This window comes from Bizionia gelidisalsuginis (assembly GCF_008086185.1).
Lineage (GTDB): Bacteria > Bacteroidota > Bacteroidia > Flavobacteriales > Flavobacteriaceae > Bizionia > Bizionia saleffrena.
The window spans coordinates 22,527-47,375 of record NZ_VSKN01000020.1 but is presented as its reverse complement, the minus strand read 5'-3'; the positions used below and the strand labels follow the sequence as shown (position 1 = coordinate 47,375).

At 34.5% G+C, this 24,849-nt stretch carries 25 protein-coding genes and 1 tRNA gene; 17 read left to right on the top strand and 9 right to left on the bottom strand.

The genetic code is table 11. The features are described from left to right. Positions 1–242, bottom strand: a 242-nt coding sequence (locus tag ES677_RS12560; RefSeq protein WP_148381428.1) for an ISAon1 family transposase N-terminal region protein, incomplete at its 3' end; no start/stop codon positions are given. Between the two features lie 62 nt (positions 243–304). Here ES677_RS12560 and ES677_RS12555 point away from each other — a divergent pair. The 7 genes from ES677_RS12555 (at position 305) to ES677_RS12525 (ending at position 6,270) form a co-directional block, all read left to right on the top strand. Beyond that, the gene (locus ES677_RS12555) at positions 305–562 is read left to right on the top strand and encodes a hypothetical protein (RefSeq protein ID WP_148381427.1); all 258 of its coding nucleotides are present in this window, start codon (positions 305–307) and stop codon (positions 560–562) included. A 357-nt stretch (positions 563–919) separates the two neighbouring features. Beyond that, a tRNA-Lys gene (locus ES677_RS12550) sits at positions 920–992 on the top strand. Between the two features lie 438 nt (positions 993–1,430). Next, the gene (locus ES677_RS12545; RefSeq protein ID WP_148367983.1) at positions 1,431–2,345 is read left to right on the top strand and encodes a MerR family transcriptional regulator; all 915 of its coding nucleotides are present in this window, start codon (positions 1,431–1,433) and stop codon (positions 2,343–2,345) included. A gap of 13 nt (positions 2,346–2,358) precedes the next feature. After that, positions 2,359–3,825 (top strand): phytoene desaturase family protein, encoded by a 1,467-nt coding sequence (locus ES677_RS12540; RefSeq protein ID WP_148367984.1) that lies wholly within the window; start codon positions 2,359–2,361, stop codon positions 3,823–3,825. After that, positions 3,825–4,664 carry a phytoene/squalene synthase family protein gene (locus ES677_RS12535; RefSeq protein WP_148367985.1) on the top strand — a complete coding sequence of 280 codons (840 nt, stop codon included), beginning with the start codon at positions 3,825–3,827 and terminating at the stop codon, positions 4,662–4,664. The genes ES677_RS12540 and ES677_RS12535 overlap by 1 nt, the downstream gene beginning before the upstream one ends. Continuing rightward, entirely contained in the window at positions 4,664–5,113 is a 450-nt protein-coding gene (locus ES677_RS12530) for a sterol desaturase family protein (protein WP_148367986.1), read from the top strand. Before ES677_RS12535 ends, ES677_RS12530 begins: the two co-directional genes overlap by 1 nt. Next, positions 5,068–6,270: a lycopene cyclase family protein gene (locus ES677_RS12525; protein ID WP_246124537.1), complete on the top strand. Its 1,203-nt coding sequence runs from the start codon at positions 5,068–5,070 to the stop codon at positions 6,268–6,270. The genes ES677_RS12530 and ES677_RS12525 overlap by 46 nt, the downstream gene beginning before the upstream one ends. Here the strand turns inward: ES677_RS12525 and ES677_RS12520 are convergent. The 6 genes from ES677_RS12520 to ES677_RS12495 form a co-directional block, all read right to left on the bottom strand. After that, the gene (locus ES677_RS12520; protein ID WP_148381425.1) at positions 6,265–6,828 is read right to left on the bottom strand and encodes a TlpA family protein disulfide reductase; all 564 of its coding nucleotides are present in this window, start codon (positions 6,826–6,828) and stop codon (positions 6,265–6,267) included. The two genes, ES677_RS12525 and ES677_RS12520, sit on opposite strands and share 6 nt — an antisense overlap. Before the next feature lie 129 nt (positions 6,829–6,957). Further along, complete coding sequence (locus ES677_RS12515) at positions 6,958–9,222, bottom strand: aconitate hydratase (RefSeq protein ID WP_148381424.1); 2,265 nt, start codon at positions 9,220–9,222, stop codon at positions 6,958–6,960. A 349-nt stretch (positions 9,223–9,571) separates the two neighbouring features. Further along, positions 9,572–10,525: an AAA family ATPase gene (locus ES677_RS12510; protein WP_148381423.1), complete on the bottom strand. Its 954-nt coding sequence runs from the start codon at positions 10,523–10,525 to the stop codon at positions 9,572–9,574. Positions 10,526–10,538: 13 nt separating this feature from the next. Then, positions 10,539–11,987, bottom strand: coding sequence for a peptidylprolyl isomerase (locus tag ES677_RS12505; protein WP_148367991.1), 1,449 nt, complete (start codon positions 11,985–11,987; stop codon positions 10,539–10,541). Further along, a complete protein-coding gene (locus ES677_RS12500; protein WP_246124535.1) occupies positions 11,950–12,774 on the bottom strand; it encodes a peptidyl-prolyl cis-trans isomerase in 825 nt (274 codons plus the stop codon). The genes ES677_RS12505 and ES677_RS12500 overlap by 38 nt, the downstream gene beginning before the upstream one ends. A 16-nt stretch (positions 12,775–12,790) precedes the next feature. Then, positions 12,791–14,728: a peptidylprolyl isomerase gene (locus ES677_RS12495; RefSeq protein ID WP_148381422.1), complete on the bottom strand. Its 1,938-nt coding sequence runs from the start codon at positions 14,726–14,728 to the stop codon at positions 12,791–12,793. A 221-nt stretch (positions 14,729–14,949) separates the two neighbouring features. Between ES677_RS12495 and ES677_RS12490 the strand changes: the two genes are divergently transcribed. The 3 genes from ES677_RS12490 (at position 14,950) to ES677_RS12480 (ending at position 16,382) form a co-directional block, all read left to right on the top strand. Then, positions 14,950–15,411 carry an SRPBCC family protein gene (locus ES677_RS12490; protein WP_148367994.1) on the top strand — a complete coding sequence of 154 codons (462 nt, stop codon included), beginning with the start codon at positions 14,950–14,952 and terminating at the stop codon, positions 15,409–15,411. Continuing rightward, on the top strand, positions 15,398–15,637 hold the full coding sequence (locus ES677_RS12485; protein WP_148367995.1) for a hypothetical protein: 240 nt from the start codon (positions 15,398–15,400) through the stop codon (positions 15,635–15,637). Before ES677_RS12490 ends, ES677_RS12485 begins: the two co-directional genes overlap by 14 nt. 127 nt (positions 15,638–15,764) lie before the next feature. After that, complete coding sequence (locus ES677_RS12480; protein WP_246124533.1) at positions 15,765–16,382, top strand: hypothetical protein; 618 nt, start codon at positions 15,765–15,767, stop codon at positions 16,380–16,382. On the opposite strand, the gene ES677_RS12475 is transcribed toward ES677_RS12480, so the two are convergent. Both ES677_RS12475 and guaB read right to left on the bottom strand, forming a co-directional pair. Next, on the bottom strand, positions 16,379–17,899 hold the full coding sequence (locus ES677_RS12475; RefSeq protein ID WP_148381421.1) for a GH3 family domain-containing protein: 1,521 nt from the start codon (positions 17,897–17,899) through the stop codon (positions 16,379–16,381). The two genes, ES677_RS12480 and ES677_RS12475, sit on opposite strands and share 4 nt — an antisense overlap. Positions 17,900–18,163: 264 nt before the next feature. After that, positions 18,164–19,636, bottom strand: a complete 1,473-nt coding sequence (guaB, locus tag ES677_RS12470) for an IMP dehydrogenase (RefSeq protein WP_148367997.1) — start codon at positions 19,634–19,636, stop codon at positions 18,164–18,166. A gap of 234 nt (positions 19,637–19,870) precedes the next feature. Between guaB and ES677_RS12465 the strand changes: the two genes are divergently transcribed. The 7 genes from ES677_RS12465 (at position 19,871) to ES677_RS12435 (ending at position 24,722) form a co-directional block, all read left to right on the top strand. Next, positions 19,871–20,434, top strand: coding sequence for a TetR/AcrR family transcriptional regulator (locus ES677_RS12465; protein ID WP_148367998.1), 564 nt, complete (start codon positions 19,871–19,873; stop codon positions 20,432–20,434). Between the two features lie 66 nt (positions 20,435–20,500). Further along, positions 20,501–21,052, top strand: coding sequence for a carboxymuconolactone decarboxylase family protein (locus ES677_RS12460; RefSeq protein ID WP_148367999.1), 552 nt, complete (start codon positions 20,501–20,503; stop codon positions 21,050–21,052). A 97-nt stretch (positions 21,053–21,149) separates the two neighbouring features. Then, positions 21,150–21,464, top strand: a complete 315-nt coding sequence (locus ES677_RS12455; RefSeq protein ID WP_148368000.1) for an EthD family reductase — start codon at positions 21,150–21,152, stop codon at positions 21,462–21,464. A gap of 157 nt (positions 21,465–21,621) precedes the next feature. Continuing rightward, the gene (locus tag ES677_RS12450; protein WP_148381420.1) at positions 21,622–22,290 is read left to right on the top strand and encodes a hypothetical protein; all 669 of its coding nucleotides are present in this window, start codon (positions 21,622–21,624) and stop codon (positions 22,288–22,290) included. Between the two features lie 32 nt (positions 22,291–22,322). Beyond that, complete coding sequence (locus tag ES677_RS12445; RefSeq protein WP_148368002.1) at positions 22,323–22,967, top strand: DsbA family oxidoreductase; 645 nt, start codon at positions 22,323–22,325, stop codon at positions 22,965–22,967. Between the two features lies 1 nt (position 22,968). Beyond that, a complete protein-coding gene (locus tag ES677_RS12440; RefSeq protein WP_148381419.1) occupies positions 22,969–24,051 on the top strand; it encodes an L-dopachrome tautomerase-related protein in 1,083 nt (360 codons plus the stop codon). A gap of 2 nt (positions 24,052–24,053) precedes the next feature. Then, a complete protein-coding gene (locus ES677_RS12435) occupies positions 24,054–24,722 on the top strand; it encodes a haloacid dehalogenase type II (RefSeq protein ID WP_148368004.1) in 669 nt (222 codons plus the stop codon). Positions 24,723–24,849: the final 127 nt, after the last annotated feature.

The window sequence follows — 24,849 nt, the reverse complement described above, 5'->3', positions numbered from 1 at the left end:
AGAGTCCATCGTCTACGCTTTATATGGAGCAGTACCGATTTGCCTCTTAAAGGGAAATCTTCAACGGTTATCTCAGGCAAGAAGCCTTTGGATTGCGCTAATTCTGATTGGTACTCCTTGGGCAGCAAGTTCTTTTCTTCTAGGTAAAAATGAACATTACCTTCTGATGATTTATGGTCTACAATTTCAAAATAATCCATAACGCCTTCCGGTAACAAATACTGTGCTAATTTTATATCCAAGATCTAATCTGTTTTTGTCAAAGATAAAGTTTCTCCCCAAGTTTTACGTTTGATCCGTCGTTGTGCCAACCTTAAATGCAGAGTTAACAATAGGATTAAATAAAGGGTATTTTAGTAGGCGCTGGAGCTTAAATGAGCTAAAAAGCATAGTAACGCATGCGCAACTAATACTGAAAGGAACTAAAGCCTATTTTTTAAGTGCGAAAGTAACTTTATGCGATATCGTGTATTTATATAATAAAGAACCTTCTGTAACCGTAAACTTTATAAATTACCCTAAATTTCCTTATAAAGAAGCATCCTTTAAAAGTGGCGTGTAATAGATTGCCAAAATACTAATGCGTACACTAAAACAAAATCGTATGATCATTTATTCTATAATAAAATATAGAAGTACTTAAACACCGTAACATTTTAGCTTCTGCTTTTATACATCGACTTGTATTTTAATCGCTTTTGTTTCCAATTAAGGTTAATCAATTTCCCGAAAACACAATTTTAAGCTAAATTAATATCCTCAAATTGGTTAACCCTATTTTATTATTATTTGTAAATAGTTGTTATGATGTAAGTTGTGTTTTTTTTGAATATTTATTAAATTATAGGTGCTATATATTAATAAAAGATACTATCTTTGCACCCTCAATAACATAGGTTATTATTGATAAAAACAAAATGACCTGGTAGCTCAGTTGGTAGAGCATCTCCCTTTTAAGGAGAGGGTCCTGGGTTCGAGCCCCAGCCAGGTCACTAAAAAAAGTTAAGCATCGCTTAACTTTTTTTTTGCTTTATACTCAACGTAACGTTTTATGGATCATTCCTAAATACTGTGTTTAGCCTCCTCTATGTGTTGATCTTTGCGTTAAATTAAAGCGCAAAATTCTATACAGATTTAAAAAGTATTAAATTGATCCCAACGAGCGCAGTCTAGAGATGACTTATAAGAATGAAACAGTAAATAATTACTAATTCTACTAATTGATAGTTTTATTTTATGCTCAGGACTAACGAAGATTTCAATCGGTAGTAAAGACAATAATTAAATATTCTATTTTGGCTGTTTAAAATGCAGACCAAATCAACATCTACAAACAATTTTTAAAAATGATCTAATACTTCTCCCCTATTTAGTTTTTAAAATTAAAAAATAGCGCTTATTTAATTTTGTTTAACTATTTTTGCTAAACAATGAACAATATTAAGACTCAATTTAGCATAAAAGATTTAGAAAATCTATCAGGCATTAAAGCGCATACCATTAGAATATGGGAAAAAAGATACGCCTTATTTGAGCCAAAGCGTACTGAAACAAATATCAGATATTACGACCTAAAAAGTCTTCAAAAGGTTCTAAATATCTCATATTTAAACAGAAACGGCTATAAAGTATCTAAAATAGCAGATTTAAACACCGCAGAAATTTCCAATCTCGTAAAAGAAATAGCTTTAAAAAAAGATCGTAATCGTTACAGTGTAGATAAATTTAAAATGTCTATGTTAAATTTCGACCACCATTTATTTGCGTCTACCTATAACGAGTTAATCAAAGAGCATAATTTAGACTTTATCTTTTTGGAGGTCTTTACCCCCTTGCTTAGCGACATTGGTTTCCTTTGGCAAACCGATTCTATAACACCTGCGCACGAACATTTTATCGTAGAATTAATCAAACAGAAAATTCTTTTAAACACAGATAAAAGAATAAATCATTCGCTGGCTAAAGAAAGTAAAACTACATACGTTTTATTTTTACCAGAAAACGAAGTTCACGAATTAGGTTTGCTTTTTATCAATTATAAACTCGCTGAAAAAGGCTGCCACAGCGTCTATTTAGGTCAAAGTGTTCCCATTGCAAGTTTAGAGCATCTTTTAACACACTTTAATAATATTACATTTATTTCATCATTTACCGTTAGTCCGGATAAATTTAAAATTAATGATTACCTTAAAAACTTTTACCAATCCCTTTTAAACAATACAAACAATAAGCTAATAGCTTTCGGGTTTCTTACCCAATATGTGGAAATTGATACATTAAACGATCAAATATCATTGCACAACTCTACAAAAGACGTTGTTAACGTATTAACGCCACAAGTGTAAACATTTACTAATTATGACTAAAAAAATTTCTATAATAGGTTCTGGTTTTGCTGCCTTATCTGCGGCTTGCTATCTTGCAAAAAGCGGACATAATGTTACCATTTTTGAAAAAAACGAAACTATTGGAGGGCGGGCTAGACAATTTAAAAGAGAGGGTTTTACTTTCGATATTGGACCCAGTTGGTATTGGATGCCAGATGTTTTCGAGCGCTTTTTCGCCGATTTTAACACAACCCCAGAAGCCTATTATTCACTAGAAAAGTTAAACCCAGCTTACAGTGTTTACTTTGGCAAGGACGATTTTATTACGATAGAAGACACCTTAGAGAAAATATACAAAGCTTTTGAAGCTGAAGAGCCTGGCAGCTCAAAAAAGTTAGTAAAGTTTATTGCGAATGCACAAGACAACTATAATGTTGCTATTAAAGATTTGGTATATAGACCTGGATTGTCTCCTTTAGAATTGGTAACACCAGTAACTATCAAAAAAATCAATCAATTTTTTGGCACAATAAAAAAGGATGTAAGAAAAGAGTTTAAAAACAATCGTTTAGCGATGATTTTAGAATTTCCTGTTCTATTTTTGGGTGCCAAACCTGGCAATACCCCTTCGTTTTATAGTTTTATGAATTATGCCGACTTCGGAATTGGCACCTTTCATCCTAAAAAGGGAATGTATCAAGTTATTTTAGCTATGGAATCCTTAGCAAAATCCTTAGGTGTAATTATAGAAACCGAAAAACCTATCGATAAAATTATAGTTAGTAACGGTAAAACTGAAGCTATTGTTTCAAAAGGAATGACATACCCATCAGATATTGTTTTGAGTGGCGCTGATTATCATCATACGGAAACACTATTAGAACCACAGTATCGTCAATACTCAGAGTCGTATTGGGAAGGTAAAACATTTGCGCCCTCCTCATTGCTATTTTATATCGGTTTTGATAAAAAAATTAAAAATGTAAATCACCATACTCTATTTTTTGATGTTGATTTCGAAGCGCATGCAAAAGATATTTACGATGAACCTAAATGGCCAGACAACCCTTTATTTTATGCGAATTTCCCCAGTATTACCGATGATAGCGCCGCACCTGCAGGCAAAGAAGCGGGGTTCTTTTTAATACCATTAGCACCGGGTCTGGAAGACACTGAAGCCTTAAGAGCTACTTATTTTGATAAAATAATGACAAGATTTGAAAATTTAACCTCGCAAGATGTAAGAAAATCAATTATCTTTAAAGAGTCCTTTTGTGTTAATGATTTTATAAAAGATTACAATTCTTACAAAGGAAACGCTTATGGAATGGCAAATACGTTATTGCAAACTGCTTTTTTAAGACCAAATCTAAAAAGTAAAAAACTAAGTAATCTTTATTTTACAGGACAATTAACCGTGCCTGGACCGGGAGTACCTCCGGCACTTATTTCGGGAAAATTGGTAGCAGATTTAATTAACAAACACCATAAAAATTAATGAAAACTTTATTTGATTCGGTTTCCTATAATTGTAGTAAAATAGTTACGCAATCTTACAGCACTTCGTTTTCTATGGCCACAAAAATGCTATCGCACACGATACGTCAGGATATTTACAATATTTATGGTTTTGTACGTTTCGCAGACGAAATTGTAGATTCTTTTCATGATTACGATAAAAAAGAGCTATTTACGAATTTTGAAAAAGAACTCGAATACGCTTTAACTCATAAAATAAGTTTAAATCCTATTCTCAATGCTTTTCAGCATACGTATCATAAATATAATATTGAAAAGCATATGGTAAATTCCTTTATGGAAAGTATGCGGTTAGACTTATATAAATCAGAATACTTAACCGTAAACGAATTTAAGAACTATATTTACGGCTCGGCTGATGTTGTGGGTCTAATGTGTCTTAAAGTATTTGTAAAAGGGGATGACGATAAATATAACGCCTTAAAAAGTGGCGCTATGTCTTTGGGCTCTGCGTTTCAGAAAGTAAACTTTTTAAGAGATTTAAAAGCCGATTTCCATGATTTAGAACGCTCATATTTTCCAAATACAGATTTAAATAATCTAGATGAAGAAGCCAAACAAATTATTATTAAAGACATTGAAAAAGACTTCGAGTTAGGCCTAGCCGGAATTAAGTTATTACCGATTGAAGCCAAATTTGGTGTTTTTATGGCCTATAGATATTATAATCAATTGCTTAAAAAATTAAAGAAGACACCTGCTTTAGAGATTAAAAACACACGAATTCGTGTACCCAACTATAAAAAATTTGAGCTTCTTACCCGAAGCTATGTAAAATATCAACTTAAATTATTGTAATGCAAACACTATATTGGATACTTATATTTTTAGGAACTTTTGGTATAATGGAGTTTAATGCGTGGTTTACGCATAAATATATTATGCACGGTTTTTTATGGAATTTACACAGAGACCACCATAGAAAAGACCACGGCAGCTGGTTCGAGCGCAACGACGTTTTCTTTATCTTTTATGCCGTAGTAAGTATGACCTGCTTTTATTTATGGAGTTATGAAGGTGTATGGTATGGCTTACCTGTAGGCTTAGGCATTATGTCTTACGGCGCTGCTTATTTTTTAGTTCATGACATCTTTATTCATCAACGGTTTAAAATTTTTAGAAACGCTAACAACTGGTACGCTAAAGGCGTACGACGTGCTCATAAAATGCATCACAAACATATTGGAAAAGAAGAGGGCGAATGCTTCGGAATGCTTATCGTACCCTTCAAGTACTTCAAACGCTAATTATAGTTCATATTATGGTTACTAACCACTTCGATTATATTATTGTCGGCAATGGTTTAGCCGGTTTCCAACTTGCTTTAGCACTTTCTAACGATCCGTATTTTAAAAACAAACAGATCGCCATAATCGATAAAAATCCTAAAACAACGAACGACAAAACGTGGTGTTATTGGGAAAAAGGTGTTGGTAAATGGGACCATCTAATTACCAAATCATGGAAAACTGCTCATTTTTTTTCCTCTAATAAAGCCTTAAAATTACACTTAGAACCATACACCTATAAAATGCTAGAGTCCATTCATTTTTATAATGATGCACGACGCGTTCTCTCTAAAAACGAAAATATTCACAGTATTTTGGAAGCAGTGATTTCTGTTGAAGAGCAGTCTAAAATTACAGTAATAACTTCTGAAGCTAATTACACCGCAACACACGTTTTCGATAGTAGAATTACACCAGATTTTAAAGCGCAGAAAGACAGCTATATATCCATTGCTCAGCATTTTAAAGGGTGGACGATAGAAACAGAAACGGCTGTTTTCGATACCAAAGCGTTTACGATGATGGATTATAGAATAAAACATAACAACCAAACAACCTTTACCTATGTTCTGCCCATTACACCAAAGAAAGCACTAATAGAGTTTACCTATTTCACTCCAGAACTTGTTGCCGATAATGTCTACGATATTTTTTTAAAAAGATACATTTCTGAAATTTTAAATATTAATAACTATACAGTCACCGAAGTTGAAAAAGGCATTATACCTATGACGAATTTCCCATTTAAGTCCTACTCTACCTCAAACGTTACGAAAATTGGTACCGCTGGCGGATGGGTAAAAGGGTCGACAGGATATTCCTTTAAGCACACAGAGAAGAAAGTACACCAGATTATTGTAAATCTAAAAGCAAACCGTTTACCTTCGGCACACTTGTTTCAGGAAAAATATGGTTTTTACGACAAAGTTTTTCTAAAAGTACTTCAAGATAACAACGAAATGGGCGAATGGATTTTCGAACAATTCTACGCTAAAAATCCCGTGCAAACAATGTTTCAGTTTTTAGATGAAGAATCGTCTTTTAAAGAGGAGTTTAAAGTTATGAAATCATTGTTTTCAATCGCTTTCATTAAAGCCTTTTTTAAAACACTATAACACTAATAATTCGTCTATTTTTGCGCGGACTTTATCGCTATTCCAATTCGCGGCGCCAGTCTCATCAATAATAATATTACCTTGTCTATCTATTAAAAATGTACGTGGAATACTACGACCGCTAAATGTTTCAGGACTTTTGCTAATCGCGGAATACACAGGAAATGTAAACGCATTATTATTTAAAAACTTAGAGATTATGTCCTTGTTTTCATTGGAGACTAAGACAAAATCTATTTTATCTCTGTAATCGTCATGTAATTCTTGAATTGAAGGCATTTCGGCAATACAAGGAGGGCACCACGTTGCCCACAAATTCACTAAAACTACTTTGTTTTTTGTTGTCTTAAAATCGAAGGTTTCTCCATCTAAGCGTTGCAAATCCCAGTTATAACTACTTATTTGTTCAGCATCTTCCGTCGCCTTAATACTCGGTCCAAATAACGCTTTCCCTTTATTTAAAACAATCTGTATCTGTTTACGCGATTGCGGAACGATAAGCGCTACAATAATAACTAGGTAAATAATATTTTTAATCGAAAATGTGCTTTTTTTCATATTCTAAAGATAAAAAATGAATCTGTTCTAGATCCTTTTATGTGATAAAATTAATGAATTTAAAAATGAGATAAAAAAAAACTCCTGAAGCATATTCAGGAGTTTTTATAATGTGACGTTCTTAACGAATTAAGAAACGTTTTGCTTTTTGATTAAGTTTAAAGCCGAACCTTCTTTATACCAGTCTATTTGTGCTTGGTTATATGTATGGTTTACTTTAATAGTGTCTTTACTACCATCTGCGTGCACTAACTCAATAGTTAACGTCTTGTCTGGTGCAAATTCGTTTAAATCTAAGAAGTTAAAGGTGTCGTCCTCTAAGATTAAATCATAATCTGCTTCAATAGCAAAAGTTAAACCTAACATACCTTGCTTTTTAAGGTTTGTTTCGTGAATTCTAGCAAAAGACTTTACTATTACAGCGGCAACACCTAGGTGTCTTGGCTCCATTGCTGCGTGCTCTCTAGAAGAACCTTCACCGTAGTTATGATCTCCTACTACTAATGTTTTAATTCCTGCTGCTTTGTATTCGCGGGCAACATCTGGTACACCACCAAATTCTCCTGTTAATTGGTTTTTAATGAAGTTTGTTTTCTTACCAAACGCATTAACCGCTCCAATTAAACAGTTGTTAGAAATATTATCTAAATGCCCTCTATAACGCAACCAAGGTCCAGCCATAGAAATATGGTCGGTAGTACATTTTCCGAAAGCTTTAATTAATAGTTTAGCACCTTTAATTTCGGTACCGATAGGCTCGAATGGTGTTAATAATTGTAAACGCTCTGATGTTGGACTTACCACAATATTTACTCCAGTTCCATCTTTAAGAGGCTCTACGTAACCCGTTTCTATAACATCAAATCCTAATGGCGGTAATTCTATACCTTTAGGCTCATCTAATTTCACTTCTTCACCATTTTCATTGATTAATGTATCGTTCATTGGGTCGAAATCTAAACGACCTGAAATGGCGATAGCAGCAACCATTTCTGGAGATCCTACAAAGGCATGTGTGTTCGGGTTTCCGTCCGCACGCTTAGAGAAGTTTCTATTAAAAGAGTGTACAATTGTATTTTTCTCATCACCTTTTTTATCACTTCTATCCCATTGTCCAATACAAGGGCCACAAGCGTTAGTGAATATAGTTGCATCTAAGTCTTCAAATACTTTTAAGATACCATCTCTTTCTGCTGTAAAACGTATTTGTTCTGATCCTGGATTGATTCCGAAATCTGATTTTGCTTTAATGTTTTTATCTACAGCTTGCTTAGCGATAGAGGCAGCACGTGTTAAATCTTCGTAAGACGAGTTTGTACAAGAACCAATTAATCCCCAATCTACTTTTAGTGGCCATCCGTTTTCTTTAGCTTTAGGTCCTAATTCTCCTACAGGTGTAGCTAAATCTGGAGTAAATGGTCCGTTTAAATGCGGACGTAAAGTATCTAAATTGATTTCGATAACTTGATCAAAATGTTTTTCTGGATTTGCATATACTTCAGCATCCCCTGTCAAGTATTCTCTAATTTTATTAGCTTCATCTGCAATATCGCTTCTATCGGTAGCACGTAAATAACGCTCCATAGAATCGTCGTAACCAAACGTTGAAGTTGTTGCTCCAATTTCGGCACCCATATTACAAATCGTTCCTTTTCCTGTACACGATAAGTTGTTAGCACCTTCGCCAAAATATTCAACTATAGCACCAGTTCCTCCTTTTACAGTAAGGATACCCGCTACTTTAAGGATAACATCTTTCGACGAGGTCCATCCGTTTAATTTTCCTGTTAATTTAACACCAATAAGTTTTGGGAATTTAAGCTCCCAAGCCATACCAGCCATAACATCTACAGCATCTGCTCCTCCCACTCCAATAGCGACCATTCCTAAACCACCTGCATTTACAGTGTGAGAATCAGTACCAATCATCATTCCTCCAGGGAAGGCATAGTTTTCTAAAACTACTTGGTGAATAATTCCTGCTCCTGGTTTCCAGAAACCAATACCGTATTTATTAGATACTGAAGCTAAGAAATCAAACACTTCGCTACTTACATCGTTAGCACGTTTTAAATCTATTTCAGCGCCTTGTTTTGCTTGAATTAAGTGATCACAATGTACCGTTGTTGGCACTGCTACTTGCGTTTTACCAGCTTGCATAAATTGCAATAAAGCCATTTGTGCAGTTGCATCTTGACATGCAATACGATCTGGAGCAAAATTTACATAATCTTTACCTCGAGTAAACGCTTTTGTCGCTTTACCATCCCAAAGGTGGTTGTATAATATTTTTTCAGAAAGTGTTAATGGTTTACCAACAACGTCACGCGCAGCATCTACACGCTCAGCCATTTGGTTGTAAACCTCTTTTATCATATCAATATCGAATGCCATAGAGTATAATTTTATAGTTATATTTAATAATCATTTTAAGTCTCGCAAATTTACGAAAATTAAAAGTATTTAGAAAGTATTTAATAAAAACGAGGAAAGCTTAAACATAATTCATTATTTCCCCCAATCTACTACTTTTAATTAGCAAAAAAACAAGATAATGATCAAAATAATTATAATTTAACAAATTACCTTGTGTAAAACCTCTATTTTTTATGCAGAATCATTTTAAACTAGGCTCTGTTTTAATACTTTAATTTCTGTTATTTCTACTGCTCATTTTTTATGTGGAAGCGAAAAAATTAAGAATAACACTTCAGAGAGAGATTCTGTATCGTAAGATAGTTCCTTAAAACAAACTCGTAATAATCTGTTCTTCAGTGACTCCTTCAGCCTCAGCTTTGTAGTTTTTTATAATTCGGTGTCTTAAAACACTAAAGGCTACGGCTTGCACGTTTTCTATATCTGGAGAAAATTTCCCTTGTATCACCGCGTGCGTTTTCGCAGCTAGTATTAAGTTTTGAGAAGCTCTTGGTCCTGCTCCCCAATCGATATATTTTTTTACTAATTCGCCAGCCGTATCTTTATTAGGTCGCGTTTTAGCCACCATAGAAACGGCATATTCGATAACATTATCTGCTACTGGTATTCTTCGGATAAGGTCTTGAAAATCTACAATCTCTTGAGCAGTAAACAGCGCATTAACGCTTGATTTCACATTAGAAGTTGTCGCTTTTACCACATCTACTTCTTCTTGAAACGACGGGTAATCTAAATGTATGGCAAACATAAAACGGTCCAATTGTGCTTCTGGTAACGGGTAGGTGCCTTCTTGTTCGATTGGGTTTTGCGTTGCCAACACAAAATAAGGTAAATCTAATTTATAATGATGTCCAGCAACTGTTACCGAACGCTCTTGCATTGCCTCTAATAAAGCTGCTTGTGTTTTAGGAGGTGTACGGTTAATTTCATCAGCAAGAATAATGTTAGAAAATATTGGTCCTTTTAAGAATTTAAAGGTTCTATTTTCGTCCAAAATTTCACTCCCTAATATATCACTAGGCATTAAATCAGGTGTGAATTGTATGCGTTTAAAATCTAACCCTAAAGCTTTGGCAATCGTGTTTACCATTAACGTTTTTGCCAAACCGGGCACTCCAATTAATAACGCGTGACCTCCAGAGAAAATAGAGATTAATATTTGATCGACTACAGCATCTTGCCCAACAATAACTTTGGCAATTTCCTGCTTTAAATCGGTATATTTTTTTACTAGTTGATTAATTGCTGCTACGTCTGACATACTTTAAACTCTACTATTTTTTTAACCAGTTACTATTAAATTCGCAATCTTTATGACTATCACTTATTTTAATATAAGTGTCCATTATTTTTTCTTGCTGCCATTTATCGATAACGTTTAAGCGTTTTTCGTTTAACGCTAGTTCTTTAATTTTCAAGTAATCGCGAGCGTAATTCGCTTCGTGTTCGTCTATTCTATCGGTTACCGTAATTATCTTAAACTTTACATCTCCAGTTCTGTCTTGATCGGTAATTACTTTAGATATCTCGTTATTTTCTAACGCTTGAAGTTGGCCATACAATTCAGGATCCATTTTCGTTAATTCGAAATTATAATCTTGCGTTTGCGGATTAATTAACTGTCCGCCTTGAAACTTTGTCTTAATTTCGTCACTAGAGTCTTTAGCGGCGTCGGCGAAGGTAATATTTCCATTAATAATGTTTTCACGAATATTTTCAAGCTTATCTTTTGCTGCTTTTACTGCTTCCGAGGACACTTCTGGAATTAATAAAATATGGCGTACATCGTACTCCTGACCTCTAATTTTTTCTAATAAAACAATGTGGTAACCAAACTCCGATTTGAAAGGGTCTGAAATTTGTCCTTCTTGTAACGAAAATGCTACTTCTCTAAATTCCTTTACCATTTGTGGCTTGTTACGGTTTAACGTGTACAATCCTCCTTTTGCTTTGGATGCTAAATCGTCTGTATATAAAACAACTTTAGATCTGAAGTTAGCTCCATTTTCTTCAACGTCTGTTTTAAATTCTTTAAGACGATCGATAGCTCGTTGTACACTTTCTGGCGCGACTACAGGCTCTACGACAATTTGTGCCACTTTAAGTTCTGTACCAAATACAGGGCGCTCATCGACGGGTATATTGTTGAAAAATACGCGCACTTCTTCGGGCGTTATTTCAACTTCATTAATAATTTTCTTTTGCATTTCTGAAGCTAACTTGTTCGCCTTATTAATTTCGAACATTTCATCTTTTAACGCTTTTTCTGTATCCTTTTTATAAAAATCTAAGACTTCTGATAAATCTCCCTTAAACTGAATCTTAAACTGCTCAACTTGCTGGCTTACTACAGATCTTATTTCGGCATCGCTCACCACAATACTATCTTGAATAGCATGATGTGCGTATAATTTATCTTCTAAAAGCTTCCCAAAGAGTTCACATCTGGTAAAGTTTGAAGGGTCACCGCCCTGTGCTTTAATTTGCAATTCGGTTTTATCAATATCAGAATCTAAGACGATAAACTCGCCAACTACCGCGGCAACACCATCTATTTTAGATTCTTTAAATGGCTGTACACTATCTTTTACTATCGTTTCTTCTGGTGTATCTTCTATTATTTCTTGTGCAAAAAGTCCTGTTGCAGCAAAAAGAGAGATGCTTAACGCAATAATATGTTTCAAATTAATTGTAGATTTCAAATTGTTTATTTTTAATAGCATCTTTTGTGATGTCTTTTTCTAATTGTTTTATCAGTTCTAATTTCCTTCTATTTACCACTATCTGGCGTATTGTAGGTTTTACATACTCTAATGGCGCTGTATCATTTCTTAAAAGGACGTCGTTAATTTGCATCAAATATAATCCTAATGAGTCGTCGAGTTGTATAAAATTAGATTTTTTTAACAGTTTGTCTTTGTTTTCCAGATTTAACACCGGTATTTTATTAACCACTTGACTTAAACGAATCCATACCGAGTCGTTCAAAGAAAAGGATCTAAGCTGAATAGAAATAGAATCTAGTTCGCGTCGGTCTTTTTTATTAAAGCGTTTAAACTTAGTTTCTACGCTGTTTAAATCTAACCGATTAGGATCTAACTTTATATATCTAAATTTAATTAACTCTTCGTTTAATTTAAAAACACTTTTATTTTCTTCGTAATAAGCGGCAGCTTCTTTAGTGCTAACTACGGTGTCTAAACTCTTATAAACTAAAGCCTCTAGATAGGCTTTACTGTACAAATCGGTTTTGTATTGTGCGACTAATTCGTCAAATTCTTCTTGCTTTTCTTCTTTTAAGTTAAGCTCGGCACCTCCAACCAATAACTTACGAGTTGCCCATTGATTAATGTAATTATTAACCAAAACAATACTATCTTCTTTGCTATAATTTTCTGGTAAAACGTCTTCCAAATCACTTCTATATAAATAGGAATCGTTAGCCCTTGCCACAGCATCGTCTTCTTTGGGTTTAAAATACGCACAAGAAGACACTAGGGTAGCGAGCAATATGTAGATTATATTTTTAATTGTTTGCGGGTTTTAGTAGTGTATTTACGTCCTTTAAAACGTCATCGTTTATTTTTATTGTATAAGAATTGGCTAAGTTTACAAGCCATTCTTTTTCTTTTTGAGCTTGATAATCGCTAATAACCTGCCCTTTAGACTCTTTATAACTTTTTTGCTTAGCCTCTGTAATGCCCTCTATTTTTACCACAACATAAGCATCGTTATGTTTGTAGACCTTAGAAACGCCTTGAGCAATTTTTAATTTCTTAGGGAACGCCTGATGATCGATTTCTAAATCGCCTATTGTAAAGCTTACAGCGATAGTGTTTTTAGTATTTAACTCTTTTTTAATCGCTGTAACGGACGTCTCTTTTTTTAAGGCTTTCGCTACCGATTTAATAGTGCGCTTTTCAGCTGAAGACGCCACTATTGCGTTAACCGTTTTAAGCGTTACATAGTTGTTTTTGTGCGTATCGTAATAATTTTTAAGACCAAGACTATCGTTTTTAGCGGCATTCCAAATTTCAGTTTGCATTAAGTTGAACAATAAAATACCATCTCTATATTCTCCTATAATATTAGTATATTCTTTATTTTCGTTAATTAAATGGTCTTCTTGGTATTTAAAAAGCGCTAATTCAAGGAATGTTTTATAAGCTTGTTCTACCCATTTGCGTCCGTCTTTTTCGGTTAGATTTCTATATTGATAACCGACTAAAAACGTACCAAAATCACTGTTTTTAAACTGTTTGTCTTCGATTTTTAAGAACATTTTTTCTGCTTTAAAATCTGAGGGGAGCTCCCATTTTCTTTTTAGAAAATCTGGCGTTAGGATCGACACGAAATAACTTAAATCGGCAGTTTCTTCATTAATGGTGTAACGCGCTTTTAAACCTTCTAACCGCGATGCATTAATAAGTTGGGAACGCGAATCGCGTTTAATTTTACTAATCAATTCATTTTTTAAGTCACTTAACGGCGGTATGCCTTTCTTTTCGTATAATTTGATAATATGCCAACCGTATTCACTTTTAATAGGCTCTGTAATATCTCCAACCGTTTTTATATTGAAAGCCGCATCTTCAAACTGAGAAGAACTCAACGCGCCGCTAGAAAACGGTTTTAATTTACCGCCGTTATCCGAAGAACTCGGATCTTCTGAAAACTGCTTAGCTAACGACTCAAATTCTTCGCCTTGCTGGATACGTTTATATATTTCTCTTACTTTAGACGCATCATTTTTAATCATAATGTGCCCCACAGTAATCTCTCCTTTAGTTTTTCTTTTATCCAAAACGTTTACAATATGATAACCAAAACGTGTTTTAAAAGGCATAGACACCTCTCCTACCGGCGTTGTATAGGCTATATTCTCAAATTCGTAAACCATTTTTAGAGCTGTAAAATACCCTAAGTCTTCGGCAAATACGGTTTTGCCATTATGCACTTTTTGCTTAACCGCATTAAAACCATACGTTTTAATATCGTTACGTATGTTTAATAACGTGTTATAAGCTGTCAGCGTATCTTGTGGCGTAGCCGACGCGTCTAGCATTATTAAAATGTGGTTCGCGGCAACCTCATTCTTTAATCGGAAATAGGCCTCGTTTACCAATTCTTCAGTAACCTCGGTGTCGAAAATAAAGTTTTTAGCTAATTGTTTTTTATAACCGTCAAGTTCTTTAACATAGTCTGCTGCTTCGTCCAACTTTAATTTTCTAGCTTCCGCTAATTTTAACTTATATTGAATGAAGAGCTTTAAATAAACAGCAACATTTTTTTGAGATTCGTCTTGAACTAAATCTAGATTTTTATTATAAACTCTAACAAATTCTGAAGCAAAAGCAGGTGTTCCGTTTACGGTAAACAATACTTTCTCGTTATCTTGAGAAAACCCATTAAAGGCGAAGCCTAAAAACAAACAAATAAAGCAAAGGACGTTTTTTAATCTCATTATATCTTTTGGTTTTAATAATTGCAAAAATAAGAATATTAGACTAGTAAGCAAACAGATTTACAACGGACTCTAAACTTTCTTTCTTATTATAATTAGCGTAACAAGATAGTTACTAATTTAGAATTAAAAGTAGCTTTTATCGATTAAAACACGTCTTAATCGAGACTTTATCGACAGTTGTAAAAAAACACATATATTAGCCGTTTATATCTCATTTTATGAAGTATACACACACCATTATCATTAACATTTCGTTACCTGAATTTGTTAAAGTACTAACAGACTACAACGCCTTAAAATATTGGCAACGTGGTTTTATTAGTTTCGAACATCTCTCGGGCGATTTTAGTCGTGTAGGGGGTAAAATTAAACAAAATTATAATTTTGGAAAAGATAGTATATCTGTAATACAAACTGTTACGCATAGTAATTTACCGTACGAAATTTTCGTAAATTATGATACGGAAGGTATGTGCAATCGCCAAAAAAATCATTTTAGCCAGCTTTCAGAAAACCAAATAAAATGGGTGTGTAAAACACAGTGCATTCCAACGTCGCTATACACGCGAATGCTTACCGTTTTTATGCCTAGAGTATTTAAAAAACAAACCGCCATTTACCTCAACGATTTTAAAAACTATGCCGAAAAAGGCTTATCTGTAAACAATGAGAAAACTTAAACTAATTTGGGACTTTAAAGGACCTGATGGTCTAAAAACTGCCGAACATCATGAAATTCATCTTAAAGAGTATATCGCGCTTGAAAAGCTAAGCTTAAATATAACGGGTTTTGATGCGATAAATGAGGGGCATAGCATCGCTTTTATGGTGGTAAATGATGACGAAATGCGTCCCGTTCGCGATGCTCTTAAACCACATCGTGGGCAATTATACACCGAAGACTAACGAAAGCGTAGTGTATTGGTTTTGCCAATGGCTAGTGCTTAGCAGTGATTATAACGTTAAAATAGTTAGCGATTTACGTTAAATATTTTCTGAATTTAAGGATATCTTTTATATTATAATACATAAAATGAAATATATACTAATATTTACAGCAATCATAATTTATATGCCAATACACGCTCAACGTAGTATTCCTAAAGTTATAGCCGAAGAGATTGAAACTGCTCTCACCTATTATCCAGAGCTAGAAAATACACGAATAGAATTTAAGTTTAAAAAGAATATCAAGAAATCTACAATGCAGGCACAGCCTACCTTAGGTAGCTTTTTTAGGAATAAAAAAAAACGAAGTTATGTTATTTTAATTAGTGAAACAATTAAAATTTCAGACGCTACCTTTTTCACTAAAGATATACCCAGTCCAATTTTAATTGGGTGGATCGGTCACGAATTGGGGCACGTGATGGACTATAGAACACGAAGTAACCTCAACCTACTATGGTTTGGTATTAAATACTTGTTTTTAGATAAACATATTGTTGAAGCCGAACGCACAGCCGACACCTTCGCCGTACAATCTGGGATGGCCGATTATATTTTGCAAACAAAAGATTTTATTTTAAATAACTCTAGTATTAACGACGACTATAAAAAACGTATCGTTAAATATTATTTGTCGCCTGAAGAAATAATGCATCTTATTGAAAAAAAGGACAAAACTGAGGCAGCAAAGAAGCCACTTTAGGGAGCGACAAAATCTTCCCAGTCTTTAAATTTATCTTCACCCATTACACGTTCCATTTTTACTTGACCGCCTTTCTTTTTATTGGCACCACTCCAGTTGAGAAAAACGTCGGGCGATATCACAGTCACTTTAACCCCCTCTAAAGCTTTCCCTCTAGCTACTTTATAATTTTTATTAGCCGATTTTAGAAAGGCATCTAAAGCGCTCGCAATAACGGACGCATCTGCTTTCAAATCGTTAGAGCCTATGTACCACGTATGGTAAAAACCGTCATTAAAACGTTTGGCACATAGGGTATATTCTGGAATGGTAGTCGAGAACTCTGCTTCTAAAAACTGGATTGCATCATCTAATTTATTAACCGATAATTGCGAACCGACCGTATTTAAAAAGAATTTGGTACGGCCTGTAATTTTAATTTCCGCCCGTTCTACATCTGTAAACGCAATGGTATCCCCTATTAAATAACGCCAGGCACCACTCACTGTACTAATTATTAATACGTAGTCTTGATCCAATTTAACGTCTTTCAAGGTAACGCTCGGTGCGTTTTCTACAATAGATCCGTCTGGTTTAATATAATCCGGATGGAACGGAACAAATTCGAAATACACCCCATTATTAGTTACTAACTGCATCGCCTCTGTTTCTGGTCGGCTTTGAAAAGCAATAAATCCTTCGGAAGCCAAATAGGTATCGATAACCGTAATTGGTTTTTCCAAAAGCGCATTAAAACTCTTTTCATAAGGCCCGAAAGCCACGCCTCCCGAAGTGAACACTTGTAGATTAGGCCAAACCTCATGAATATTTTTTACCTTATGGTACTTAATGACTTCTTTCATCATTAGTTCAATCCACGATGGAATGCCACTCAGTGCACCTATATCCCAACTTTTTGCACGCTTTGCAATGGTTTCAACCCGTGTTTCCCAGTCGTCAATTTTAGCAATATCTTCTCCTGGTTTGTAATACCCTTTAAACCAAAACGGAATATTACTCGCGCTAATACCACTAATTTCTCCTTCTAAATGATTGTCTTTTTCAGCTAGCTTCGTAGAACTCCCTAACATCATCACTTCTTTACTAAAAAAATCGGCAGGCAAATCGAAATTATTTAAAGCGGTAACTTGTTGTATTCCGGCATGACGAATAGCATCGACCATTGCATCGGTAACCGGAATTCGTTTACTTGAATTTCCTGTCGTTCCAGAGCTTAATGCATAATACGACGGTGTTCCTGGCCACGTCACATTCTCTTCACCATTGTGCAATTTACGCCACCACTGCTCAGATATCTCGTTGTAATCAAAATACGGAATAGTAGCTGCAAACGCTTCAGCAATCGTATCACTTTCTAAAAGGCTCTTAAATTTATAGGCTTTACCAAACTGCGTGTCTTTTGCTGTTTCTAGCAAGTGTTTTAAAACCTGTTCTTGCGCTTCAATAGGATTTACTTCGGGAGTTAATTTATCTTTTAAATTTATTGCTCCTTTAATTAAATTACCTAAAATTTCCATTGCAGATTTGTTTTCGATTCGTTTGATTAAATATAGAAATATCGCCCAACATTTCTACTTACTTTAATGTAATCTTAACAGAAAAATAGATTCCGCTCATTATTGTACGTGTTGCCCTTCAATTAAGGATTAGTAAGAAAATTTGGTTGTAATAAAGTGCTATGTCTACATTTTAACATAATACTCATTGTAAACCCTTCCGCTTAGACCAAAAAAAAGCCGCAACTATTAGTTGAAGCTTTAATCTATAAACTACCACTTGAATTATCGTGAATAATTAGGCGCTTCTTTTGTAATAGTAACATCGTGCGGGTGACTCTCGTTGATTCCAGAGGCTGTAATTTTTACAAAACGCCCGGTTTCTTTTAAGGTCTCGACATCTTTAGCACCGCAATAGCCCATACCAGCGCGTAACCCGCCAATAAATTGATGAATACTTTCATTCAACTCACCTTTATAGGCCACACGACCAACAATACCTTCTGGTACTAATTTTTTAATATCGTCTTCAACATCTTGAAAATAACGGTCTTTACTCCCTTTTTTCATAGCTTCCACAGATCCCATTCCGCGATACGATTTGTATTTTCTACCTTCAAAAATAATAGTTTCTCCTGGAGATTCTTTTGTGCCCGCTAAAAGCGATCCTAACATGACACAGTCGGCTCCTGCAGCAATAGCTTTTGGAATATCTCCAGTATAGCGAATACCACCATCGGCGATAACAGGAACGCCGCTACCTTTAATTGCCGCTGCTACTTCTAGTACAGCAGAAAACTGAGGAAAACCAACGCCTGCCACCACACGAGTTGTACAAATAGAACCGGGGCCTATTCCTACTTTAACCGCATCGGCTCCAGCGTCTACTAAATATTTAGCCGCTTCGGCAGTTGCAATATTACCGACTATAACGTCTAGTTTTGGGAATTTACTTTTAATTTCTTTTAATACGGTCACCACTCCTTTTGTATGACCGTGAGCGGTATCGATAATAATAGCATCTACACCAGCATTTACTAACGCTTCTGCGCGCTCTACGGCATCTCCTGTTACCCCAATAGCAGCGGCTACGCGCAAACGTCCAAAAGTATCTTTATTTGCAATAGGCTTTTGTGTGACTTTAGTAATATCTCTAAAGGTGATTAAGCCTTCCAGTTTATAATCGTCGTTTACGATTAATAACTTTTCAATTTTATATTCTTGAAGAATTAATTCTGCATCACTTAATGAGGTACCAACCGCTGCAGTTACTAACCTTTCTTTAGTCATCACTTCGGTAATTGGGCGCTCTTTTTTGTGTTCGAAACGTAAATCTCTATTTGTAACGATACCTTTTAAAATCCCCTTCTCATCTACAATAGGAATACCACCAATGTTATGTTCTTTCATCGCTTTATTGGCATCCTCGACAACCGCAGTTAGTGGTAAAGTTACAGGATCTAGAATCATACCGCTTTCGGCACGTTTTACTCTCCTGACTTCTTGAGCTTGCTGCTTAATAGTCATATTTTTATGTAACACACCTATCCCGCCCTCGCGAGCCATAGCAATAGCTAAAGCACTCTCGGTAACGGTATCCATCGCTGCAGAAACGATAGGAACGTTAATTGTAATATTTCTAGTAAATTTTGTTTGAATGTTGACTTCTCTTGGAAGTACTTCGGAAAAAGCAGGAACTAAAAGGACGTCGTCATACGTTAATCCTTCACCAACTATTTTATTTTCGTGTGCTGTCATTGCAATTGGAATTAATTGCGTGCAAATTTAAACTATTTATTTTATTATGTCTCTATCAAATTAAATTAATATGAAATGCTATTCATTTAACTCTTCATTTTGAGTATTATTATTAACGTCTTGTAAATGAAACACCTTTTAGTTTGTTGCTCGTTTTTCACCTTATTGTTAAAATTTTATAAAATGTTTTTCTATTTCAAAGCAAGTGCTTAGTTTTGCTAAGTAATAAAAACAATGGCACGTAAAAAACAATATATAGAAGAAGAGGTTATCGAAAAAGCAATGCATCTTTTTTGGCGTAATGGTTACGAGGCTACCTCTGTACGTATGCTTGAAAAAGAAATGGGCATAAACCAATTCTCTATCTACTCTAGTTTTAAAAACAAACAAGGAGTTTTTTTAGAAAGCATTAAATATTACAAAAAGGAAATAAATAGTATTAAAGACACGCTGAGACGCTCCAATAACGGTATCACTGGTATTAAACAGTATTTTTATAATTTTCTAGACTTCTCTACAGAAGGCACTTTATGTAAAGGCTGTTTAGTAACCAATTCTGTTAATGAAATAAAAGACGCTGCAGATCTTGAAGTTATGATTGTCTTGAAACAATTTGCTTCAGAAATTAGAGATTTGTTTGTAAGCAATTTAGAACAAGACGACCAAAGAGCAACTATCGAAATAGAAAAGCAAGCCGATTTTTTAATGAATTCTATTCTTGGACTCTCTATCGCATCAAAAGTATTTAATAAAAATCAGTTAGAAAATATAATAGAAGTTACATTCACAAATTTGTAACTTTTTTTTACAGCCTAACTAAGCGATTGCTTAGTTATAATTAGAATAAAATTAATAAAAGAAATTATGACAACTTTAAAAGTTCACAACCTTGAAACTGCTCCAGAAACTAGTAAACCATTAATAGAAATCTCTCAAAAATCTTACGGTATGATTCCTGGATTACACGGGGTTTTAGCAGGAGCTCCAAAAGCTTTAGAAGCGTACCAAACGTTACACGAATTATTTGTAAACTCATCATTTAACGAAGAAGAGTTAACCGTCGTTTGGCAAACCATTAATGTAGAGCACGCTTGCCATTATTGTGTGCCAGCACATACAGGTATTGCACAAATGATGAAAGTTGATGATGCAATTACAGAAGCTTTACGTAGCGAAACCCCTCTTGAAGACTCTAAGTTAGAGGCGTTACGTACTATGACTTTAACTATTGTTCGCAACCGAGGCCACGTTACTCCAGACGATTTAAACACTTTTTACGCTGCTGGATTCGGCGAACAACAGGTCTTAGAAATAATTTTAGGGGTCTCTCAAAAAGTAATTAGTAACTATACTAATCACATTGCAAATACGCCAGTAGACGCCGCATTCCAAAAATTTGCTTGGTCTAAAAAATAAACTCTAAAATTATAAACACAGTATAACTATTGGTAAATTTGAATGGCGCTATTTGTCAGTTTTAAATTTACCAATAATTATATAAAATATAAAAATTATGATTAAAGTATCCGTTATGTATCCGAACAGTAAAGAGGTGCAGTTTGATGCAGACTATTATAAAAACAGTCATTTACCAATGCTTATTGAAGCGCTGGGAGCGGCTTTAAAAGGAATAGAATTAGATTTAGGAGTAGCGAGTAGAATTCCAGGAGAGTTGCCGCCTTATGTGGCTATCGCCCATTTAAAATTTGATGATGTAACTGCTTTTCAAACCGCGTTTGGTCCGCACGCAGAAACCTTTGCTGCAGATGTTAAAAATTACAGTAATGTACAAGGAGAGCTTCAAATTAGTGACTTAGTACCATTTTAAAAAAGAAAAAATAAGAGTGAATTAATAAAAACAAATACCTAAAGTTTTTTCTTTGATATAAATAAACGCTTTTAACTTTATCAAAATCATAAAATACTGTAATGAAGTTTTAAAGGATAAAAGGATTTCAAAAAAACAAGAGATTACTTAAGTTAGTATGGAAATAAAAAAGATCAACATAAAAAAGATTGCGCAGTATTGTATTACAAATGTGCTTAGAACAGATACCGACAAGCCGGGATTTGTTCATCTTGACTTTGGCAATGATCTCACCTCCTATAAACTTAGGTCTATTATGGTTGCTTTAAAAGAAGAACTATCAAATTTCACTACTCAAAGATTCAATAGTAGATTAACCTATCATTGGCTAGTACGCTTTGACCAGCAAGTAAATACACCGTTCCATTTAGATAATGCTGAAGAGCAATCACTCTTGATGCTAGGATACGAGCCCAGTGAAATAAAAAGTGAGCTATACCTAGCCGATTTTTTTAAATATGCCAAAGATAGCAAGGCAGTTCCAAAAGAGTATATTAAAGAAATTACTCCAATATTTAAAGACGATGAATCATTACTTGCTTCTTATACCACCAAAGTAAACCCTTTTTATAGAGATTCTTATAGTATTGTTTTGATTAACAATAGCAACCCAAAGTCACATTCAGAAATGCTAGGCGTTTTCCATAAAGTAATAATTATGACACCCGATTTAAATAAGAGCAGAATAGTAAACTCTATGATTCTTAATATGTTACCAAAAGGCGAAGTCAATAAAAACGAACCTAATGAAGCTGAATTTTTGAACACTAATGCAATAAGCAAATAGCTTTTCAAAAAAAATATACTAAAACAGAAATTATGAAGACTAAAATTAAAATAGATGTCGTTTCAGATGTTGTTTGTCCGTGGTGCGCCATTGGTTACAAACGGTTAGAACAAGCCATTACAGAAATGGGTATTCAAGATAAAATAGAATTAGAATGGCAACCGTTTGAGTTGAATCCTAATATGCCTGCTGAAGGGCAAGATGTAGAGGAGCATATTATAGAAAAATATGGTTCTACGCCAGCACAGCAAAAAGAGTCGCAAGAACAGATGACTGGTTTAGGAGCCGAACTCGGTTTTAAATTCGATTATTTTAAAGGGATGCGTATGGCAAATACTTTTGATGCCCACGTATTATTAGAATATGCCAAAGAAAAAGGCAAGCAAACAGAACTTAAAATGCGTTTAATGAATTCATTCTTTGGAGAACGCAAAGACGTTTCAGATAAAGACGTGTTAAAACAAGCACTATTAGATGTGGGTCTAAACGCTGAAGAGGCTTTAATAAGATTAGATAATGAAGAAATGCGTGCTAATGTAAAATCTGTAGAAAGTTACTGGCAAAATTTAGGAGTGAGCTCTGTACCCACCGTTGTTTTTAATAGAAAAAGTGCTGTTAACGGCGCGCAGCCTGTAGCTGTTTACAAGCAAATATTGACCGAATTATTAGAATCTTAATATGAAAAATTTTAGCTACATTTTACTCCTTTCAATGCTACTTTTCTCTTGTAAGGATAAACCGGTGAACACGTTAGAAACGACTGCTTCTACAAGACCAATAGAGGCACCAGAGGTTATAGAGGTTGCCTCTTTTAAAGGCCAGCAAGTAACTGGTGTTTCCGTTACTAATGAAGGACGTGTTTTTGTAAATTTCCCGAGATGGAGAACAGGGGTTACTAATTCTGTTGTAGAACTTTTAAATACAGAGACACATTCTCCGTTTCCGAATAAAGAGTGGAATTCGTGGGAGGTTGGAGATAAAGTTGAAGCTAATAAATTTGTCGGCGTACAATCGGTCATTGCTTTCGAGGATCTATTATATGTTTTAGACACTAGAAGTGCGCTGTTTCAAGACGTACTAGAGGCGCCCAGAGTGTTTGTTTTCAACTTAAACACCAACGCTCTAGTAAATACACATATTTTAAACAACAATAGCTATCACCCCAACTCTTATATTAACGATTTACGAGTCGATAAAAAGAACAATAGAATTTACTTTACAGATTCTGGCAATTCTGGACTTGTAATTTTAGATTTAGAAACGGAACAGTTTACAAGAGTTTTAGACAATCATAAATCCACAAAGGCAGAACTAGAGTATCTAAGATTTGGTGAGACAAAATGGACAAACACCGTCCATTCTGATGGTATTGCTTTAGATACCAAAAATGATAAATTATACTATCACACACTTACAGGTTACAGTTTATATAGTATATCTACAGCTGCTTTGGTTTTAGATAATGCTATGGAAATTGCAAACGCCGTCACTTTTGAAGCCAAAACATCGGCCCCAGACGGAATGATTTTTGACGACAATGGCAACTTATTCTATGCCAATTTAGAACACAATAAAATTATGTACCGCAAACCAGATGGTAGCACTCATACTTTTATTGTAGGAGAAAAAGTGAGATGGGCAGATTCGTTTAGTATCTACGATAACCATTTATACTATACTAATTCTAGGATTAATGAAGTAACAGCAGGCATCTCTGCTATGAAATTTACGCTTAATAAAGTAGCTTTACCAAATAATTAATTATGAAATACACTTTAGCTTTCGATGTTTACGGCACATTAATAAATACCGATGCCGTACTAACTTCTTTAAAAGAACGAGTCGGTAATACTCTTGCTAAACCTTTTATGGACACGTGGCGAGACAAGCAATTAGAGTATTCGTTTAGACGCGGATTAATGGACAAGTACATAGATTTTTCTGTATGTACAGACAATGCACTCAATTATGCGTGTAAAAAATTCGACGTTGATTTAAGTTCCGAACAAAAAGCAGCGCTTTTAAACGACTATAAAGTGTTACCTGCTTTTAATGATGTTGCACAAGGTTTAGAGGCTCTTAAAAATGCTGGTCACCTGTTATTTGCTTTTTCTAACGGAAGTAAAGAAGCGGTAACGAAACTACTTACAACGGCTAATATTTTACATTATTTTGAGGATGTTGTTAGTGTAGAAAATGTAAAAATGTTTAAACCTAGTCCGATTGTTTATGACTATTTTTTAAAAACTGCTAAGGCAAAAAAATCTGAAAGTTGGTTAATTTCTAGTAACAATTTTGATGTTATTGGTGCTAAAATGTTTGGTATGCATTCTGCTTGGGTGCAACGCACACCAGATTCAATTTTTGATCCTTGGGGAGTAGAACCAACCACTGTAATACATAAACTAACAGATTTAGCTAAAAACTTATAATTTTTGCATTCAGAATTCATTTACACCCCCTATTCTTCACGATTTTAGCACCATTAAAATACGGTAAGCGGCATTGATAATTAGACTGCTTACAATATTCTAAAATTAAGAATCATTATATTATTGA

What these genes read in the sequence shown, in the direction of transcription:
- ES677_RS12545 (WP_148367983.1), top strand. Translation starts at nt 1,431, where the DNA reads ATGAACAATATTAAGACTCAATTTAGCATAAAAGATTTAGAAAATCTA.
- ES677_RS12540 (WP_148367984.1), top strand. Translation starts at nt 2,359, where the DNA reads ATGACTAAAAAAATTTCTATAATAGGTTCTGGTTTTGCTGCCTTATCT.
- ES677_RS12535 (WP_148367985.1), top strand. Translation starts at nt 3,825, where the DNA reads ATGAAAACTTTATTTGATTCGGTTTCCTATAATTGTAGTAAAATAGTT.
- ES677_RS12530 (WP_148367986.1), top strand. Translation starts at nt 4,664, where the DNA reads ATGCAAACACTATATTGGATACTTATATTTTTAGGAACTTTTGGTATA.
- ES677_RS12525 (WP_246124537.1), top strand. Translation starts at nt 5,068, where the DNA reads ATGCTTCGGAATGCTTATCGTACCCTTCAAGTACTTCAAACGCTAATT.
- ES677_RS12520 (WP_148381425.1), bottom strand. Translation starts at nt 6,828, where the DNA reads ATGAAAAAAAGCACATTTTCGATTAAAAATATTATTTACCTAGTTATT.
- ES677_RS12515 (WP_148381424.1), bottom strand. Translation starts at nt 9,222, where the DNA reads ATGGCATTCGATATTGATATGATAAAAGAGGTTTACAACCAAATGGCT.
- ES677_RS12510 (WP_148381423.1), bottom strand. Translation starts at nt 10,525, where the DNA reads ATGTCAGACGTAGCAGCAATTAATCAACTAGTAAAAAAATATACCGAT.
- ES677_RS12505 (WP_148367991.1), bottom strand. Translation starts at nt 11,987, where the DNA reads ATGCTATTAAAAATAAACAATTTGAAATCTACAATTAATTTGAAACAT.
- ES677_RS12495 (WP_148381422.1), bottom strand. Translation starts at nt 14,728, where the DNA reads ATGAGATTAAAAAACGTCCTTTGCTTTATTTGTTTGTTTTTAGGCTTC.
- ES677_RS12490 (WP_148367994.1), top strand. Translation starts at nt 14,950, where the DNA reads ATGAAGTATACACACACCATTATCATTAACATTTCGTTACCTGAATTT.
- ES677_RS12485 (WP_148367995.1), top strand. Translation starts at nt 15,398, where the DNA reads ATGAGAAAACTTAAACTAATTTGGGACTTTAAAGGACCTGATGGTCTA.
- ES677_RS12480 (WP_246124533.1), top strand. Translation starts at nt 15,765, where the DNA reads ATGAAATATATACTAATATTTACAGCAATCATAATTTATATGCCAATA.
- ES677_RS12475 (WP_148381421.1), bottom strand. Translation starts at nt 17,899, where the DNA reads ATGGAAATTTTAGGTAATTTAATTAAAGGAGCAATAAATTTAAAAGAT.
- guaB (WP_148367997.1), bottom strand. Translation starts at nt 19,636, where the DNA reads ATGACAGCACACGAAAATAAAATAGTTGGTGAAGGATTAACGTATGAC.
- ES677_RS12465 (WP_148367998.1), top strand. Translation starts at nt 19,871, where the DNA reads ATGGCACGTAAAAAACAATATATAGAAGAAGAGGTTATCGAAAAAGCA.
- ES677_RS12460 (WP_148367999.1), top strand. Translation starts at nt 20,501, where the DNA reads ATGACAACTTTAAAAGTTCACAACCTTGAAACTGCTCCAGAAACTAGT.
- ES677_RS12455 (WP_148368000.1), top strand. Translation starts at nt 21,150, where the DNA reads ATGATTAAAGTATCCGTTATGTATCCGAACAGTAAAGAGGTGCAGTTT.
- ES677_RS12450 (WP_148381420.1), top strand. Translation starts at nt 21,622, where the DNA reads ATGGAAATAAAAAAGATCAACATAAAAAAGATTGCGCAGTATTGTATT.
- ES677_RS12445 (WP_148368002.1), top strand. Translation starts at nt 22,323, where the DNA reads ATGAAGACTAAAATTAAAATAGATGTCGTTTCAGATGTTGTTTGTCCG.
- ES677_RS12440 (WP_148381419.1), top strand. Translation starts at nt 22,969, where the DNA reads ATGAAAAATTTTAGCTACATTTTACTCCTTTCAATGCTACTTTTCTCT.
- ES677_RS12435 (WP_148368004.1), top strand. Translation starts at nt 24,054, where the DNA reads ATGAAATACACTTTAGCTTTCGATGTTTACGGCACATTAATAAATACC.